The organism is Mycobacterium sp. UM_Kg27 (assembly GCF_000972905.1).
GTDB lineage: Bacteria > Actinomycetota > Actinomycetes > Mycobacteriales > Mycobacteriaceae > Mycobacterium.
Genome location: NZ_JRMM01000037.1, coordinates 1 through 16,002 on the forward strand (window position 1 = coordinate 1; position 16,002 = coordinate 16,002).

The window sequence follows — 16,002 nt, forward strand, 5'->3', positions numbered from 1 at the left end:
TCGGCAGCGTCAGATGTGTATAAGAGACAGCCGCGATACCTGCCAGCGAGGCCAAGACGACGTACTTGGGCGCGATGTGATCAGCCAGCGATCCACCGAGTAGCCGGGCCAGCACCGCCGCCAGCGCGAACGCCGCGGTGCGCTCCCCCGCGCCTACCGCGGAGAAGTCATAGACCGTCTTGATGTAGATGGGCAGGTAGCTGCAGAACGCCACGAAGCCGCCGAATACCAGTCCGTACAGCAGCGACATCTCCCACGTCACCCGCAACCGTGCGGCGGACTTGAGTTTCGGCAGCACCGGCGTGGTGTTGGGCACGAAGCGCGGGCCGTTGCGCATCAACACCACACACAGCAGCACCGAAATCGCCAGGGCCGCTGCGACTATGAGATGGGTGGTGAACAGCCCCACCCACTTCACCAGCCGCGGAGTGAAGAACGCCGAGACCGCGGTACCGGCCATGCCCATGCCGAACACTCCGGTGGCGAAGCCGCGGCGCTGCGGGGCAAACCAGTTGTTGGCGAACGGAATTCCAATCGCAAAGACGGTCCCGGCCACGCCGAGGAAGAATCCCGCCGCCAGCATCAGCGGATAGGAACCGATCTTTGCCGCGTACCCGACCGCCAGCACCGGAAGAATCGAGGCCAACGAGACGCCGATGAACATCGTGCGGCCACCGAAGCGGTCGGTCATCAAGCCGGTGGCGATCCGGCCCAGCGCTCCGACCAGGATCGGGGTGGCCACCAGCAGCGCCTGGGCGGTGGTGCTCAGCTTCATCGCGGCGGTGTACTGCGTCGAGAGCGGGCCGATCAACGTCCATGCCCAAAAACAGATGACCGAGACCCAGGTGGCCAACAACAGGTTGACGCCCGGGCCGGCGCCGCTACCGCGTCGATCAGCGCTCATCACGAAAATCATGCAAGCACCCCAAAGCGCGATCGGCTCGTCATTCGTCCAAAATGCCGGCCCGCTTCCCCACCCGTAGCAGCGATCCTGTCGCAATCTGTGGCTTTAACGGCTCGTTCTCCGCGGTTCACCGACACGCAGCGGACGCAGGCTGGTCAGCAACCGACCGAGCAAGGAGACTGGCCATGGCAACTCGACGAACGGAGCGCATCGCGGACGTCGTCGTACCCGACACGCAGCTCGCCCGCGAAGCAACCGAGTTCGTCCGCAGCGCCGAGGACGACGTGCTCTTCCACCACTCCCGGCGAGTGTTCCTGTTCGGTGCCCTGCACGGCCGGCGGGCGGGGCTACCAACAGACCTGGAGCTGCTCTACGTGGCGGCGATGTTTCACGACTTCGGCCTCACCACCCGCTACCGCACGTCGACCCAGCGTTTCGAGATCGACGGAGCAGATGCCGCACGCGAGTTCCTGACGGAGCGCGGCGTAGCACAGGCCGACGTCGACAAGGTGTGGCTCGGCATCGCGCTGCACACGACGCCGGAGATCACCGGACGGCTCGACACCGAAACCGCTTTGCTCGCAGCGGGTGTCAAAACCGATGTGGTCGGCGTGGGCCGCGCGGATCTGGATGCGGCGGACATCGACGCAGTGGTCACCGCGCATCCGCGGCCCGACTTCAAGAACCGCATTCTGGCGGCCTTCAATGACGGTATGAAACATCGTCCGCAGACCACGTTCGGGACGATGAACGATGACGTGCTGGCCCACTTCGATCCCACGTTCCAACGCGGCAACCTAGTCGACAGCATTCTCAACAGCCCATGGCCCGAGTAGCGGAAAGGAGCAGGCACATGGAGATCCACGAAGCGCTGTACACCACCAGGATGATGCGACGGCTGCGGCCCGACCCGATTCTGCTGGACACCCAGGCCCGCATCCTGGATGCGGCGGTGCGCGCCCCAAACGGGGGCAACACCCAACGCTGGCACTTTCTCGCCGTCGACGACCCAGAACTCAAACACGAGCTGGCCCAGTTGTTCCGCCAAGGCCGCGCCGTCGAGTACCAGAAGTTCGCGACGGGTACGGGGCCGATGGCCGCCCCGGCTCCCGGCGCGGATCCGACCCAACATGTCGAGACGATGCGCCGCATGAAGGGCTCCGGAGATTACCTGGCCGACCATTTCGAGGACATCCCGCTGCTGCTGTTCGTCTTCGCCATCGACGATCTCGGTGGGGCCAACATCTATCCGGCGATCTGGAGCGCACTGCTTGCGGCCCGCGCCGAGGGCATCGGCGGCGTCATGACGATGGTGCTGCGCAACTTCGAGGACCGCGTCAACGAGCTCTTGGGCGTGCCTGTCGCGGAGGGCTGGACGATGTCGGCGATGCTCGCGCTCGGCTACCCACGAGGAAAATGGGGAGTGGCGGCCAATCGACGGCCCGTCCAGGAGGTTTCATCACGCAACCGCTGGGGTGCACCGTTCGGCGTCGAAGTGCCGCAGCCGCTGTGGCCACGTGACCACGTGACGCCCGGCCTGGCCACGGCGGGTTGAGACATCCGGGCCGTTGCAGAATGTGCGACGGCCCAGACACTTTAGAACTCCCAGTCCTCGTCTTCGGTGACGACGGCCTTACCGATCACGTACGACGATCCCGAACCGGAGAAGAAGTCGTGGTTCTCGTCGGCGTTGGGCGACAGCGCCGACAGGATCGCCGGGTTCACGTCGGTCTCTTCGCGCGGGAACAACGCCTCGTAGCCGAGGTTCATCAGCGCCTTGTTGGCGTTGTAGCGCAAGAACTTCTTCACGTCCTCGGTCAGGCCGACATTGTCGTACAGATCCTGGGTGTACTCGACCTCGTTCTCGTAGAGCTCATAGAGCAGGTCGTAGGTGTACTCCTTGAGTTCGCCCTGCTTCGCCTCGTCGACGAGGGCCAGCCCGCGCTGATACTTGTAGCCGATGTAGTAGCCGTGCACCGCCTCGTCGCGGATGATCAGCCGGATCATGTCCGCGGTGTTGGTCAGCTTGGCCCGGCTCGACCAGTACATCGGCAGGTAGAAGCCGGAGTAGAACAAGAAGCTCTCCAGCAGCGTGGATGCCACCTTCCGCTTGAGCGGCTCGTCACCCCGGTAGTACTGCATGACGATCTCGGCCTTGCGCTGCAGGTTGGGGTTCTCCTCCGACCAGCGGAACGCGTCGTCGATCTCACTGGTCGAACACAGCGTGGAGAAGATCTGGCTGTAGCTCTTGGCGTGCACCGACTCCATGAAGGCGATGTTGGTGTAGACCGCCTGCTCGTGCGGGGTCAGCGAGTCGGGAATCAGGCTGACCGCCCCGACCGTGCCCTGGATGGTGTCCAGCAACGTCAGACCGGTGAACACCCGCATCGTGAGCTGCTTCTCACTGTCGGTCAGGGTCCCCCACGACGGCAGGTCGTTGGAGACCGGCACTTTCTCCGGAAGCCAGAAATTGCCGGTCAGGCGGTCCCAGACCTCGGCGTCTTTGTCGTCTTGCACCCGGTTCCAGTTGATGGCCGAGGTGCGGTCGATCAGCTTCACATTTTCGGACACCAGAACCCCATTTCACCCGCCGAATCTAGGCCTCTGACACTACCCCTGGGGGCCGACAACCCGCGCCAACACAAGAAGTTGTGTTCTGCGTGTCGGGTCACCCGACGCCCGAAAAACGGTACTCACCCGCCCGCAACGTGCGAGTGGACTGCCAGTACTGCCAGGTCATACCGCTCCACAGGGTCCGGTTGACACCGTGCTCGTCCAGATACCAACTGTTGCAGCCGCCGGTGATCCACACCGAGCCGGCGAGCTTGTCCTGCAACTCGGCGTTGTAGCGGTCCTGGGCGGCCCGGCTGGGCGCCAACGCCTGCGCACCGAGCTTGTCGACGGCGGCGATCGCCTGTGCGACGTAGCGGATCTGCGACTCGATCATGAACACCACCGAGGTGTGACCGAGCGCGGTGTTGGGGCCGAGCAGGAAGAACAGATTGGGCATGTCGGCCACCGCGATCCCGTGATGCGCCACCACCCCCTCACGGTTCCAACGATCCACCAGGTCTTCGCCGTGCGGGCCCTTCACGTCGACGTAGGTGTAGGAGTCGGTGACGTGAAAACCGGTGGCGCCCACGATGACGTCGCACGCGTGCTCGACGCCGTCGGCGGTGACGATCCCGGCCGGAGTGATCCGGGCGATCCGTTCGGTGATTAGCGTCGTCTTCGGGTCGGCTACCGCCTGGTAGTAGTTGGGCGAGTACAAGATTCGTTTGCAGCCGGCGCGGTAGTTCGGTGTGAGCCGGCGACGCAGCTCCTTGTCGCGCACGTTGCGTCGGATGTTCCATTTCGCGACCAGTTCGACGGCACGCAGCAGGCTGGGGCGTTTGGTCATCGCGTAGCCCAGGCCTTCCAGCCACCAATAGATCCCCCAGCGCACCGCCAGCCGGAGCCCCGGCACACTCGCGAAGGCTTTGAGCAGCGCCCGCGGGAAGGGCGAGTTGGGCCGCGGTACCACCCACGGCGGGGTGCGCTGATACAGCTGTACCTGCGCGACATCGGCATTGCGCACCAGCTCCGGAACGATCTGGATGGCACTGGCGCCGGTGCCGATCACCGCGACCTTCTTACCGGCCAATTCGACACTGTGATCCCACTGGGCGGAGTGGAACATCGCACCCTCGAACTGCTCGATGCCCTCGATCTCGGGCAGCCGCGGGATATGCAATCCGCCGGCACCGGAGATGACGAACTGCGCGATGTATTCCTGCCCGGTATCGGTGAACACGTGCCAGCGGTACTCGCCGTCGTCCCAATGCGCACGTTCGACGCGCTCACCGAATCGGATATGGCGGCGCAGCCCGTACTTGTCGGTGACGCCCTTGAGGTAGTCGAAGATCTCCGGCTGCGGCGAAAACAGCTTGCTCCAGGTGGCCTTCGGCTCGAAGGAGAACGAGTAGAGGTGCGACGGCACGTCGCAGGCGCAGCCCGGGTAGGTGTTGTCCCGCCACGTCCCGCCGACTTCGTCGGCCTTTTCCAGGATGAGGAACTCCACACCCTGCTTCTGCAGCGCAATCGCCATACCCAGGCCGGAAAAACCGGTCCCGATGATGAGTGCCCGCGTGCGGATCGCTGCACGTTGGCCGGCGTCCTCGGCGGTGGAATCGGTCAGCGTCATCGCGCCCCTCCCTCCCTTTTGGGGTATCGCTGTTCAGTGTCTTTGCCGGATCTGAACCCGTCAACGGGCAACCCGCACCGGCGCTACGCTCAACCCACCATCACTGTCGAGGCGGTCCCGTTGATCACTGTGCGTCGCATCCACACGGCACTCGCCGCGGCCATCCTGGCCGTCGCAACTCTGACCGGCGCCGCCAGCATTCCCACGGCCCACCCCGGCACCGCCCCGCCGGTCGCGGCACCGCAGGTAATCCACCTCGAGACGATCACCCTGGTCAACACCGAGACCAGCGATGTCAGCACCCAGGTTTTCGGGGTGGCCGACTCCGAGCTGTACAACCTGAACCAAGCCGACCTCGTCGCCCAGCTCAGCGAGATCCGCGATCTCGGGGTCACCGATCTGCGCCTGGGGGTGCCGTGGCTCTACATCCAGCCCATGGCCACCACCTACGACTGGGCCCAAATGGACAACGTGATCAACACGGCGCATTCGATGGGCTTCACGATCACTGCTGCCATCACCGGCACGCCCGCCTGGGACGGTCCCGTCATCTCTGGCGCACCACACCCGACCGCCTATGCGAATTTCGCCGCCGAGGTCGCCGAACGCTATAGCGGCGAGATCTCGTCCTATGAGATCTGGAACGAGCCCAATGGAGTGATCTTCTACTCCCCGGTCAGCGCCGAGTCCTACACCAGCGTGCTGCAGGCGGCCTATACCGCGATCAAAGAGGTCGACCCCGACGCCATCGTGCTGGCGGGAGCGTTGGGCGCGACCACCACCATCGCGGGGCTCAGCGTCAGTCCCCAAGAGTTCCTGGAGCAGATGTACGCCAGTGGGGCCCACGGCTATTTCGACGCGGTGAGCTACCACCCCTACCACTACACGCTGCCGTTCTCCGCCGGACTGGGCGTGACCAACTCGCCTCTGGACCAGGTCTTGGCCCTGAATGCGATCATGGCCGCCAACGGTGACGGCGCTCTGAAAATCTGGGCCACCGAGTACGGCCATCCCACCACCCCGGTGTTCGGTGTGAGCGAGACCGTGCAGGCCAGCTTCCTCGAAGACTTCCTGATCGCCTGGTCCAAGCTCCCGTTCGCCGGCCCGGCGTTTGTCTACAGCGCCCAAGACGTGGCGACCGGAATGCTTAACCACGAGGCCAATTTCGGCCTGTTCACCGACGACGGCACGCCCAAACCAGCCGCCGAGGTGCTGGCCAACCTGATCGCCGCCAGCGCCAACGGCGCCCTGCCGGACTACACCGCCCCACCGCTGCCCGAAGCCGAGGTGGTATACATCCAGCTGGCCTCGCTGGTCTCCGGCGTGATCAATCAGAGTCTGATCATCCCCAACGCCCTCATGGGGGCGCTCTACCAAGTGCTGCCGGAGCCCCTGCAGCAGGCATTCACCGCGTTGTCCGACTTCATCACCGCAGCCACCACCCAATTTCTGGAGGCCACCAAACCACTGGTCGTGGACACCATCAGCCTCTTGCTCGACCTCGGGTTCTAAAGACCCGCTCGGATCAGCCGAACAGGCAGTCAGGCGACCGGCTGGCTGCGAACCGCCGACTGAATCGGTTGGTCGGGGTCCATCACGATGCCGAGGTTCTGAGCGGTGCCGCTGACGACGCTGATCATGATGGTCGTCAGGTAGGCCACGAAGGTGTCGCGCGGCATGCGCCGGGGGCTGTCCAGTTCCGGGCCCAACCACCAGTCGGTGGCCGAGGTCGCGCTTCCGAAAGCCGCAAACGCGGCCAGATCCAGCGCGCCGCGGTTGAGATCCAGGTCCTGCAGTTCGTTGTTGATCATCTCGGCCATCGCCAGGGTGATGGTCCGGCCTTCGTTGAGTGCCCGCATCCGCGACTCGGCCTGCGCGCGCGCCCGCCCCTGGATGAAGAACCGCAGCACATTGGGGTGCTCGTCGACCAAGGCGACGTACTCTTCCACGCTGCGCTGGACGATGTCGCGCAGCGAATTGGTGGCGACATCGATGGAGGCGAAGATCGCTGTCCACAGGTCGTCGCGCAGCCGAGCCCCGACCGCCTCGAACAGGTCGTCCTTGTCGGCGAAATGCCGGTAGATCTTGGGCTTGGCGGTGCCGGCTTCTTCGGCGATCTCACGCACGCTGACTTCAGGGCCGAGCCGGTCGATGGACCGGAATGCGGCGTCGACGATCTCGCGGCGGACCTTCTTGCGATGCTCGCGCCAACGCTCGCTGCGCGCGTCAACCTTCTGCCCGCCGTTTTCGGTCGGCTTGGGTCTCGTCGTTCCGCGCACGTCAAGCACCTTACCGCGTTGCCGCCGCTGACCTGGGCAGACCGGCCGTCGGCTAACATCGCCGCTGTGGTGCAGCGATTCGACCTTGCAGTTGTCGGCGGAGGTCCAGCAGGGTCGGCGGCCGCCTGGCAGGCCAGGCAGGCCGGCGCGAGCGTCGTCGTCTTGGACAAGGCGGAGTTCCCGCGGGACAAGCCGTGCGGCGACGGACTGACCGCACGCGCGGTCAGCTACCTGCAGAAAATGGGCCTGGCCGAGCAGGTGGAAAAGTTCCACCGGGTCAACCGTGTGAAGGTGTACAGCCCCAGCGAGTGGGAACTGTCGTTCCCACGCCGACCCGGCATGCCCGACCATGGCTACGTCGCACGCCGGCCAGACCTGGACACGTTGCTGCTCAAGCACGCCGAATCCGCCGGTGCCGAGATTCGGCAGTCCGCCGAGGCCGCCGGCCCGGTCCTCGACGACACCGGCCGCGTGACCGGGGTGCTGCTCAAGAGCGGGGAAAAGGTGCTGGCGGATGCGGTGATCGCCGCCGACGGTGCCTACTCGCCGATCAAGCGGGCACTGAATCTCGACTCGGACTACAACGGCTACTCCGCGATCGCGATCCGCGCCGAGATGCCGGCCGTCCGGCCCGACGTCGACTCCCTCGACATCTACTTGAAGCTGGTGTTTCAGGGCGACCAACTGCCCGGCTACGGGTGGGTGTTCCCGCTGGGTGATGGCCGGGTCAACATCGGCTTGGGCTACGTCAACAGCTACAAGAACTGGCAGGCCATCAACGCCACGCACTTCCTCGGCGACTTCCTCGAGACCCTGCCCCGGGAGTGGGAACTCCCGTCGATCACCGAGCTCAAGCAGTCCAAGACCGTGCGCGCCTGGCGCCTGCCGATGGGCTTCACCGCGTGGCCGCCGTGGCGGCCCGGGGTGCTGTTCACCGGGGACTCCCTGGGTGCGGGCCGGCCGACCTCGGGTGCCGGGATCTCCAAGGCGCTGGAGTCGGGGCTGGCCGCCGGCGAGTGTGCGGTGGCGGCGCTGCTCAACGGCGGGCCCGACGATTTCACCAATTACGCGCAGCGGATGGAAGCTGCCTGGGGCCGGGAGTACAGGCGCGGCCGGTTCTTTCACAAACTTGCCGGCAAGCCGGCTGTGGCCAGCGCCGGACTCAAACTGCTCGACAATGCCCGATTCCGCGATATGCTGCTCGCCCGGCTGTACAAAGGCCAGGAAGGGCCGGCGCACTCCCACTGAGCTGGAGACGGCTCGCTGCGCAGTCAGCTACGAACGGGTCGCGTCGCGGGAACTGGTCGGGCGGGCCGGAAACCGGACGCGATGTGCTGATCAATCAACGTGGTCGACACTGGGGCAACACAACCAGCCGCTACGGCCATGACATGGTCCTGCCCGCTCACCGCACCGATGTCGGCGTCCACGATCCGGAATGCGGCACCATGATGTTGGTCGGTGAGCGGGTTGTCGACGTGGGCCGATTGATCTGCCCCGTTGCCGACGAAGCGAGCAGCTCATCCCGCGCAGCATCGGTCGTGGAAAATGGTTTCGGGTTCGCTTGTGGCGCAGCCGTTTCGCGTTACTTAGTTGGCGTGGACGAGTAGATGCAGGCCACCACGATCGCGGCATTGAACACCGCCGAGAAGACTCCGGCTTCCCACTCCACCACCGGGCCGGCGTGCACGGCACGACCTCATCCGGCTGCGGCTCGGCCTGCGCCGCTGAGCCGCTGAGCTCCGCAGCGGCTCACCACATGCGACGAGGCGCCGCTCGGCAACCCAGCAGATATGGCTATCCATAATTATTTGTTTGGCTACCCGAAATCACGCTACCGTGTGAAGGCGCAGCAGCCCCACCCGTACGAGGAGAACCACGCGATGCCGGTCTACCAACTTCCTGATCTGACCTACGACTACGGCGATCTCGAGCCCGCCATCAGCGGCGAGATCATGGCGCTGCACCACGGCAAGCATCACGCCGCCTACGTCAACGGCGCGAACGCGACCTTGGAACGACTCGGCGAGATCCGTGCGGCCCGCGACTTCTCACATCTGCCCGGACTCGAACGCACCCTGGCCTTTCACCTGGCTGGCCACAGCTTGCATTCGATGTTCTGGACCAACCTGTCCCCCGAGGGTGGCGACCGGCCCGATGGGGAGCTCGCCGCCGCGATCGACGACTCTTTCGGCGACTTCGATGGCTTCCGGGCCGAACTGACGGCGGCCACCGCCAGCGTGCAGGGATCAGGCTGGGGCGCGCTGGCCTGGGATCCACTCGGGGCACGGTTGGTGGTCAACCAGATCCACGACCACCACATCACCGTGGTCCCGACCAGCACCCCGCTGTTGGTGTTCGACGCCTGGGAGCATGCGTTCTACCTCCACTACCGCAACGTCAAGACCGATTACATCGACCGGTTGTGGACACTGATCAACTGGACCGACGTCGCCGAGCGATTCGACGCCGCCCGCGCCGGACGCGCACCGACACTGTTCACCGGCGACGTAGGCTAGATCGTGACCGTCGATCCGATCGAGGCGATCAACTGGAACGACATCGCCGACCAGCGGGACCTAGACGTCTGGAACAGGCTCACCGCGAACTTCTGGCTGCCGGAGAAGGTTCCGCTCTCCAACGACCTGCCCAGCTGGCACACCCTGACCCCCGAACAGCAGACCCTGACCATCCGGGTGTTCACCGGGCTGACCCTGCTCGACACCATGCAGGGCACCGTCGGGTGCATCGAAATGCTCGCCGACTCCGCCACACCGCACGAGGAGGCGGTCTACACCAACATGGCGTTCATGGAGTCGGTCCACGCCAAGAGCTACAGCTCCATCTTCTCCACCCTGTGCTCGACACCCGAGATCACCGCGGCGTTCGCATGGTCGCGAGAAAACACTTTCCTGCAGCGCAAGGCCCACATCGTGCGCGACTACTACCGGGGCGACGACCCACTGAAGAAGAAGATCAGCTCGGTGATGCTGGAGTCGTTCATGTTCTACAGCGGCTTCTATCTGCCGCTGCATTGGGCATCACGTTCGATCCTGACCAACACCGCCGACATCATCCGGCTGATCATCCGCGACGAAGCAGTGCACGGCTTCTACGTCGGCTACAAGTTCCAGCAGGGCATGCACACGGCCACCGCGCAGCGCCGCACCGAGCTGGCCGACTTCGCGTACTCGATGCTCACCGAGCTCTATGAGAACGAGATCGACTATGCCCGAGACTTATACGACCCACTAGGCATGACCGAGCCAGTCCTGCCGTACATGCGCTATAACGCCAACAAGGCGCTGGCCAACCTCGGTCTCGCCCCGTTGTTCCCGGCCGATGACTGTCGAGTGCCGGCCGAGATCATGTCGGCCCTCGACCCCGGGGCCGCCGAGAACCATGACTTCTTCTCCGGTTCGGGCAGCTCGTACGTCATCGGCGCGCAGCAGCCCACCACAGATGACGACTGGGACTTTTGAACTCGACGGTTGCGTCAGCGTCGACCGCGACCGGCTCCGCCCGGCTTGCGCGCGGTGTTGCCGGCAGCCGCTCGGGCGGCCTGCTTGGCAAGGGTCTTCTCGCGCGCGGTGCGTTTGGGTGCCGGCTGGGACTGTCCCCGCGACGAACCGGGTTTGCGACCCCGCACAATGCCGACGAACTCTTCAACCAGCGCCGGCTGCGGTCCTTCTGCGAAGGCGAGCGACACCGGGCAGGTGGGCGCATCGCTGATCGGACGGTAGGTGAGGTCCTTGCGGTGATACAGCCGCGCCAACGACTGCGGAACGATCAGCGCGCCCAGCCCGGCTGCGACGAGTTCTATGGCGTCCTTAGTAGTTTCAGGGCGATGATCGATCGGGTTGCCGGGCGCGTCCGCCCAGGCGACGACGTCATCGAGTGGGAGCAGCAGCGGCTCGCCGTCGAGGTCCGCCGAGGTGATCTCATCGACGGCATTGAAGACGTGGTCCTTGGGCACCACAGCCACCGTCGTCTCCTCGTAGAGCGGAATGACAGCCAGCCCTGAGGTGTCGGACATTGGCCGCAGCAGCGCCACATCGACGGTGCCGGCCCGCACCGCAGCGGCCGCGTCTGCGGCTTCAACGGTATGCAGCAGCAACGGAACGTCCGGATGCCGCTCCGCCCAGACTCGTCCCCACTTTGCGGGCGTCCCGCCAGGGACGTAGCCGAGCGTGAGGGAAGGCGGGTTCACCGCATCAGGCTACCGATAGGCTTGCGCCATGAGCAGGCCGAACGCACAGTCCATGAAACCCGCCACGGCGGCCAAGAAGCTGGACGTGTACCTGCCCGCGACGCCAGCGGAGTTCCAGGAGAACGCGATCACCCGCACCGAACTGGCCGCCTTGCAGGCCGAACCGCCCCAGTGGCTCAAGGACCTGCGTAAGAACGGGCCGCACCCGAAGAACCTGGTGGCCGCCAAGCTGGGCATCTCGATCTCCGGTCTGACCCGTAGCGGCGTGGACAATGTGCTGACCACCGAGCAGATCGCTGCGCTGCTCGAAGAGAAGCCGGAGTGGCTGGTCGCCGAGCGCGAGAGCTACCAGGAAGTCCTGCGCGAGCAGCGGCGCATCAAGGCGCTGCATGCCGACCAAACTCGCGAGAACTGATCCTCAGACAGGCGCTGCGGCACCGATCTGTTCACCGGGACCCCGCTGCCCTGCTGAGTCCAAATGCGCTGAGTCAGAACGTGCGATGAGGGTCGGTAGCCGACGGTCAAAGATCAGGAATCGGTCAATTCGGCGGACGGGCACCCTGACGGTCCTGCGAGGCCGCCAACAAGTCCGACTAGCGTCACGTCTGAAACGTCGTTGCGTTTCAAAGTGTGTCATTGCTTTTCCCCGCACGCCTTGGTGGAATCTGAGCCACTATGGCTAACATCCTGCTGCGTAACACAACACTGATCGACGGCACCGGAAACGATGCCGTTCCCGACGCGGCCGTGCTCGTCGACGGCGACAAGATCAGCTGGGCGGGGCCGGTCGCCGACGTCCCGGCGCCGGCAACAGCCCCGGACACCGTGACCGTCGACCTGGGCGGCAATACGGTCTGTCCCGGTTTCTTCGACTGCCACGTCCATTTCAGTCTGCCCGGACCCACCGGCAGCCCGCTGGAGATGGCGCTGCGACCGGTCTCCTACCGGCACTTCGAGCTGATCAAACGGCTGCGGACGACCCTGGAGAACGGGGTCACCACCGCGCGTGACCTGATGGGTATCGACGTCGGCGTGCGTGACGCGGTTGCCGACGGGCTGATCGCGGGGCCGCGTCTACTGGTTGCCGTCAACATGCTCAGCCAGAGCGGCGGGCACGCCGACTTCCACATACCCTGCGGTTTGGACCTCACTCCGTTGGTCGGCGGCTTTCTGGTGGACTCCGTCGATGCGGCACGGCAGCGGGCCCGCGAGCTGATCCGGGAGGGCGCTGACGTGATCAAGGTGGCCTCCAGCGGCGGAGTGGCCTCCCCCAGCGACGACCCGAGTTGGCTGGGCGTGCGCCGCGAGACGATCGCCGCGATCGTCGAGGTGGGCCGGGACTATGGTGGCCGGCCGGTGGCCGCCCACGCCATCGGCTATGCCGGGATCCGCGCCGCGGTCGAGGCAGGGGTACACAGCATCGAACACGGCTACGCCCTCGACGACGAACTACGCCAACAGATGGTCGCTCAGGGCACCTTCCTGGTGCCCACCCTGTTGGAGACGATGACCCCGGTGACCGCCTCGGCCGCCGGTGCCGCCAAGAGCGCGAAATGGCATGCCATAGCCCAGGAGTCGATTGCCGCATCGGCCGCCGCCGGCGTCCGGATCGCGGTAGGGACCGATGCCGGCCTGTCTCCCGACCACGGTACGAACCTCAAGGAGCTCGGCCTGCTCGTCAAATTCGGCGGACTGACACCGATGCAGGCGATCGTCGCAGGCACTCGGACCTCGGCTCAGCTGTGCGGGGTGGACGACACCCTGGGCACCGTCGAGGCCGGCAAGACCGCCGATCTGGTGGTGGTGCGGGGTAATCCGCTCGATGACATCGACTCGGTCGGCAACCCGGACAACATCCTGCTGGTGGTCAAAGACGGCCGCACGGTGGGCAATCGGGGCGGATTCCGTACCCCCTGACCAAGTCAGCACCTACGCGCAGTCAGCAACAGGTATTCCCAGTCCATGGACCCGCGCCGCAGCGCGCGATCGGCCAGCGCCGCGATGTCGGCGTCAAGTGCGGCCACGCGATCCGGGTCCTCGGCGATACCCCGGTAGGCCGCGATCGTCGGCCCGTAGTTCGCCTTGAAGTACTCGCGCAACGCGACGCCGTCGCCGAAGACCGAGACCGTGAGCACCCGGCGTTCGGTCGCAACATCACCAACCGCCTCGCCCAGTAGCGCACGCACGTAGGGCTCGCTGCCCCACAGCGGTGGCGCGGACGCTCCCACCGGTGGAGGCGGCACGTACGGCTTCATGGCCGCGAACAGCTGGCCGATGAAACCCTCTGGCGTCCAACTGATCACACCGATGCGGCCACCGGGCCGGCAGACTCGGATCAATTCGTCGGCAGCCGATTGATGGTGTGGTGCGAACATCACGCCGATACAGGACATCACCACGTCGAACTCATCGTCATCGAACGGCAGCGTCTCGGCGTTGGCCTCGTGCCAGTCCAGCACGACACCCTGTTCGGCGGCCTTCGTGCGGCCCTGCTGCAGCAACTGCGGGCAGAGGTCGCTGGCCACCACGTGGGCGCCGGTGGCCGCCGCGGGGATCGCGGCATTGCCGGTTCCGGCAGCGACGTCGAGCACTCGGTCCTGCCGCCGGATTCCGCAGGCCGTCACGAGTACCGGCCCCAACGGTGAAACCACGTCGGTGGCTATCGCCGCATAGTCACCTAGCGCCCACAACGCACGGTGCTTGTCCTCGAAGTCCTTCACTACCGCGTTCATCGGTTCTTCCTCTCGCCCCGGTGAACCCATCGTCGGTCCGGCCGGCGGACGCCTCCAGTTCTAGATCTGTACTGGGCAGGCCTGCTGCGAGACCATAGATTCGGGCGATCCACGAAAGGAACGCAGATGTCGGGATACGACCAGTTCTGTCCGATGGCCAAGGCCATGGAGCTGCTCGACGAACGCTGGACCTTGCTGGTGGTGCGTGAACTGTTGCTCGGCAGCACCCACTTCAACGATCTACGTCGCGGTGTGCCCAAGATGTCACCGGCGCTGCTGTCCAAGCGACTCAAGTCACTTGTCCGCGCCGGCGTTGTCGAGCGCACCGAAATCGACGGCCGTGCAACGTATTCGCTGACCCCATGCGGCCAGGATCTGGCCGGCGCGGTGGAGGCGCTCACCGCGTGGGGGGTGCGCTGGATCAGCGACCTCGGCGACGCCGACCTCGACCCGCACCTGTTGTTCTGGGACATCCGCCGCACCATCCCAGTCGGCGCCTGGCCGCGGTCACGCACGACGCTGCAGTTCGTTCTCGAGGGAGTGGCCGCCAAGGCGTCGCGGTGGTGGCTGGTGGTTGCCGATGGCAAAGCCGAGGTGTGTGACTTCGACCCCGGCTACGAGGTGACCGGCACTGTCGAGACCAGCCTGCGGGTCCTGACCCGGATCTGGCGCGGCGACGTCGGCTGGTCACACGCCATGCACGACGGCAGTGTCGCCCTGTCGGGAACTACTGATGTCCGTCGCGCCATTCCCACCTGGCTCGGGCAGGGCAGATCGGCCGCGGTCCCCCGGCCGGCCTGAATATCGCTCAGGGCAGGTTGAGCTGCCAGGACACCCCGAATCGGTCGTTGACCCAAGCGAACGCGGTGGAGAAGCCGTAATCATCGAGCGGCATCAAAGTGGCGCCGCCCTCCCCAGTTCGGCCACCAGCCGTTCCAGCTCCGCGCGATCGGCGACGTCCACGAACAGCGAGCTCGACGGGGTGAAGTCGAAACCGTGCTTGACCGCACTGTCGCTGACCAGCACGCGTAGCCCGGCCAGATCCAGCTCGGCCAGCATGATGCCGCTGGCCGGTTCGGGGTGCGGGGTCGAGCACACCACCGAGGCGCCCGGGAACGCGGCCAGATACATCTCGATCGCGACGCCGGCGGTGCCGCCCTGGAGCATGAGGAACGGTCTGATCCGGGTCACGCAGCCCACCCTATCCACGCAGTCAGGGCCAGGCTCGGAAAAAGAAGCGGGCCGGGGAGCAATATTCCCTGGCCTGCAATCGTTTCGAAGTGCCCTGCCGACCTTTCACTGCTGGTTCCCCGCCCGATCAAGATAATTCGGCTGGCCGATCAACACAGGTAGCGTTCGGCGGAATCGACCAGACGGCTGACGCTTCCACGATCCAGGCCGTCGTGGCGGTTCACACCCAGCTTGCGTGCTGCCCTGCTGACGACTTGAGCGGCCTCACCGCGCGACTCGGGGATTGTCCGTCCATCCGGCCCCTTGCGCAGGACGTGACATGCTTCATGACCCAATTGCAGCGCCTGGTTATCCCGTAACCGGACCCTCACCGTGTTGTGCACCTCCCGGAGGTAGCTGTTGGCGTCGGCGTGTGCGGTACCAACTGCCAGTGAAGGGAGAGTCGAGAGAAGGACTGTTGCCAGCATGATCCGCGAGCACCGCGCTTTGACCTGGGCCATATG

General features: G+C 65.4%; 19 protein-coding genes. 10 read left to right on the top strand and 9 right to left on the bottom strand.

Annotated features, from left to right (window positions below):
- Positions 1–904, bottom strand: a 904-nt coding sequence (locus LI94_RS08340) for an MFS transporter (RefSeq protein WP_046300915.1), incomplete at its 3' end; no start/stop codon positions are given.
- A 185-nt stretch (positions 905–1,089) separates the two neighbouring features.
- On the opposite strand from LI94_RS08340, the gene LI94_RS08345 reads away from it, so the two are divergent.
- On the top strand, positions 1,090–1,740 hold the full coding sequence (locus LI94_RS08345) for an HD domain-containing protein (protein ID WP_046300898.1): 651 nt from the start codon (positions 1,090–1,092) through the stop codon (positions 1,738–1,740).
- Positions 1,741–1,757: 17 nt separating this feature from the next.
- Positions 1,758–2,459 (top strand): nitroreductase family protein, encoded by a 702-nt coding sequence (locus LI94_RS08350; RefSeq protein ID WP_046300899.1) that lies wholly within the window; start codon positions 1,758–1,760, stop codon positions 2,457–2,459.
- A 41-nt stretch (positions 2,460–2,500) separates the two neighbouring features.
- Here LI94_RS08350 and nrdF (LI94_RS08355) read toward each other — a convergent pair whose 3' ends face one another.
- Both nrdF (LI94_RS08355) and LI94_RS08360 read right to left on the bottom strand, forming a co-directional pair.
- Positions 2,501–3,475: a class 1b ribonucleoside-diphosphate reductase subunit beta gene (gene nrdF / locus LI94_RS08355; RefSeq protein WP_024440234.1), complete on the bottom strand. Its 975-nt coding sequence runs from the start codon at positions 3,473–3,475 to the stop codon at positions 2,501–2,503.
- A 97-nt stretch (positions 3,476–3,572) separates the two neighbouring features.
- On the bottom strand, positions 3,573–5,087 hold the full coding sequence (locus tag LI94_RS08360; protein ID WP_046300900.1) for an NAD(P)/FAD-dependent oxidoreductase: 1,515 nt from the start codon (positions 5,085–5,087) through the stop codon (positions 3,573–3,575).
- Between the two features lie 36 nt (positions 5,088–5,123).
- Between LI94_RS08360 and LI94_RS08365 the strand changes: the two genes are divergently transcribed.
- Positions 5,124–6,599, top strand: a complete 1,476-nt coding sequence (locus LI94_RS08365; protein WP_192830941.1) for a cellulase family glycosylhydrolase — start codon at positions 5,124–5,126, stop codon at positions 6,597–6,599.
- Positions 6,600–6,628: 29 nt separating this feature from the next.
- Here the strand turns inward: LI94_RS08365 and LI94_RS08370 are convergent, their stop codons facing one another.
- On the bottom strand, positions 6,629–7,366 hold the full coding sequence (locus LI94_RS08370; RefSeq protein WP_024440239.1) for a TetR/AcrR family transcriptional regulator: 738 nt from the start codon (positions 7,364–7,366) through the stop codon (positions 6,629–6,631).
- A gap of 66 nt (positions 7,367–7,432) precedes the next feature.
- Here LI94_RS08370 and LI94_RS08375 point away from each other — a divergent pair, with 66 nt between their 5' ends.
- From LI94_RS08375 to nrdF (LI94_RS08390), 4 genes are all read left to right on the top strand, one after another.
- Entirely contained in the window at positions 7,433–8,614 is a 1,182-nt protein-coding gene (locus LI94_RS08375) for an NAD(P)/FAD-dependent oxidoreductase (protein ID WP_046300917.1), read from the top strand.
- A gap of 83 nt (positions 8,615–8,697) precedes the next feature.
- Positions 8,698–8,976 carry a hypothetical protein gene (locus LI94_RS08380; RefSeq protein ID WP_046300901.1) on the top strand — a complete coding sequence of 93 codons (279 nt, stop codon included), beginning with the start codon at positions 8,698–8,700 and terminating at the stop codon, positions 8,974–8,976.
- Between the two features lie 273 nt (positions 8,977–9,249).
- Positions 9,250–9,885: a superoxide dismutase gene (locus tag LI94_RS08385; protein ID WP_046300918.1), complete on the top strand. Its 636-nt coding sequence runs from the start codon at positions 9,250–9,252 to the stop codon at positions 9,883–9,885.
- A gap of 3 nt (positions 9,886–9,888) precedes the next feature.
- Positions 9,889–10,848: a class 1b ribonucleoside-diphosphate reductase subunit beta gene (nrdF, locus tag LI94_RS08390; RefSeq protein ID WP_082105702.1), complete on the top strand. Its 960-nt coding sequence runs from the start codon at positions 9,889–9,891 to the stop codon at positions 10,846–10,848.
- Between the two features lie 14 nt (positions 10,849–10,862).
- Here nrdF (LI94_RS08390) and LI94_RS08395 read toward each other — a convergent pair whose 3' ends face one another.
- Complete coding sequence (locus LI94_RS08395) at positions 10,863–11,576, bottom strand: LysR family substrate-binding domain-containing protein (RefSeq protein ID WP_046300903.1); 714 nt, start codon at positions 11,574–11,576, stop codon at positions 10,863–10,865.
- A gap of 28 nt (positions 11,577–11,604) precedes the next feature.
- Here LI94_RS08395 and LI94_RS08400 point away from each other — a divergent pair, with 28 nt between their 5' ends.
- On the top strand, positions 11,605–11,991 hold the full coding sequence (locus tag LI94_RS08400) for a DUF5997 family protein (RefSeq protein WP_046300904.1): 387 nt from the start codon (positions 11,605–11,607) through the stop codon (positions 11,989–11,991).
- A gap of 260 nt (positions 11,992–12,251) precedes the next feature.
- Positions 12,252–13,493, top strand: coding sequence for an amidohydrolase family protein (locus tag LI94_RS08405; RefSeq protein ID WP_046300905.1), 1,242 nt, complete (start codon positions 12,252–12,254; stop codon positions 13,491–13,493).
- A 5-nt stretch (positions 13,494–13,498) separates the two neighbouring features.
- Here the strand turns inward: LI94_RS08405 and LI94_RS08410 are convergent, their stop codons facing one another.
- Positions 13,499–14,338 carry a methyltransferase domain-containing protein gene (locus tag LI94_RS08410; protein WP_192830942.1) on the bottom strand — a complete coding sequence of 280 codons (840 nt, stop codon included), beginning with the start codon at positions 14,336–14,338 and terminating at the stop codon, positions 13,499–13,501.
- 96 nt (positions 14,339–14,434) lie between these two features.
- Between LI94_RS08410 and LI94_RS08415 the strand changes: the two genes are divergently transcribed.
- On the top strand, positions 14,435–15,109 hold the full coding sequence (locus LI94_RS08415) for a helix-turn-helix domain-containing protein (RefSeq protein ID WP_046300907.1): 675 nt from the start codon (positions 14,435–14,437) through the stop codon (positions 15,107–15,109).
- 7 nt (positions 15,110–15,116) lie between these two features.
- Here LI94_RS08415 and LI94_RS24450 read toward each other — a convergent pair whose 3' ends face one another.
- From LI94_RS24450 to LI94_RS23080, 3 genes are all read right to left on the bottom strand, one after another.
- Positions 15,117–15,206 (bottom strand): VOC family protein, encoded by a 90-nt coding sequence (locus LI94_RS24450; RefSeq protein WP_239651181.1) that lies wholly within the window; start codon positions 15,204–15,206, stop codon positions 15,117–15,119.
- The gene (locus tag LI94_RS08420; protein ID WP_239651182.1) at positions 15,203–15,499 is read right to left on the bottom strand and encodes a VOC family protein; all 297 of its coding nucleotides are present in this window, start codon (positions 15,497–15,499) and stop codon (positions 15,203–15,205) included. Before LI94_RS08420 ends, LI94_RS24450 begins: the two co-directional genes overlap by 4 nt.
- Positions 15,500–15,648: 149 nt before the next feature.
- On the bottom strand, positions 15,649–15,999 hold the full coding sequence (locus LI94_RS23080; protein ID WP_152664787.1) for a DUF732 domain-containing protein: 351 nt from the start codon (positions 15,997–15,999) through the stop codon (positions 15,649–15,651).
- Between the last annotated feature and the right edge of the window lie 3 nt (positions 16,000–16,002).

Excerpts from the sequence above, each read along its gene's own strand:
- LI94_RS08350 (WP_046300899.1), top strand. The coding sequence starts at position 1,758 with ATGGAGATCCACGAAGCGCTGTACACCACCAGGATGATGCGACGGCTG.
- LI94_RS08410 (WP_192830942.1), bottom strand. The coding sequence starts at position 14,338 with ATGGGTTCACCGGGGCGAGAGGAAGAACCGATGAACGCGGTAGTGAAG.
- LI94_RS08415 (WP_046300907.1), top strand. The coding sequence starts at position 14,435 with ATGTCGGGATACGACCAGTTCTGTCCGATGGCCAAGGCCATGGAGCTG.
- LI94_RS08360 (WP_046300900.1), bottom strand. The coding sequence starts at position 5,087 with ATGACGCTGACCGATTCCACCGCCGAGGACGCCGGCCAACGTGCAGCG.
- LI94_RS23080 (WP_152664787.1), bottom strand. The coding sequence starts at position 15,999 with ATGGCCCAGGTCAAAGCGCGGTGCTCGCGGATCATGCTGGCAACAGTC.
- LI94_RS08405 (WP_046300905.1), top strand. The coding sequence starts at position 12,252 with ATGGCTAACATCCTGCTGCGTAACACAACACTGATCGACGGCACCGGA.
- LI94_RS08400 (WP_046300904.1), top strand. The coding sequence starts at position 11,605 with ATGAGCAGGCCGAACGCACAGTCCATGAAACCCGCCACGGCGGCCAAG.
- LI94_RS08345 (WP_046300898.1), top strand. The coding sequence starts at position 1,090 with ATGGCAACTCGACGAACGGAGCGCATCGCGGACGTCGTCGTACCCGAC.
- LI94_RS08385 (WP_046300918.1), top strand. The coding sequence starts at position 9,250 with ATGCCGGTCTACCAACTTCCTGATCTGACCTACGACTACGGCGATCTC.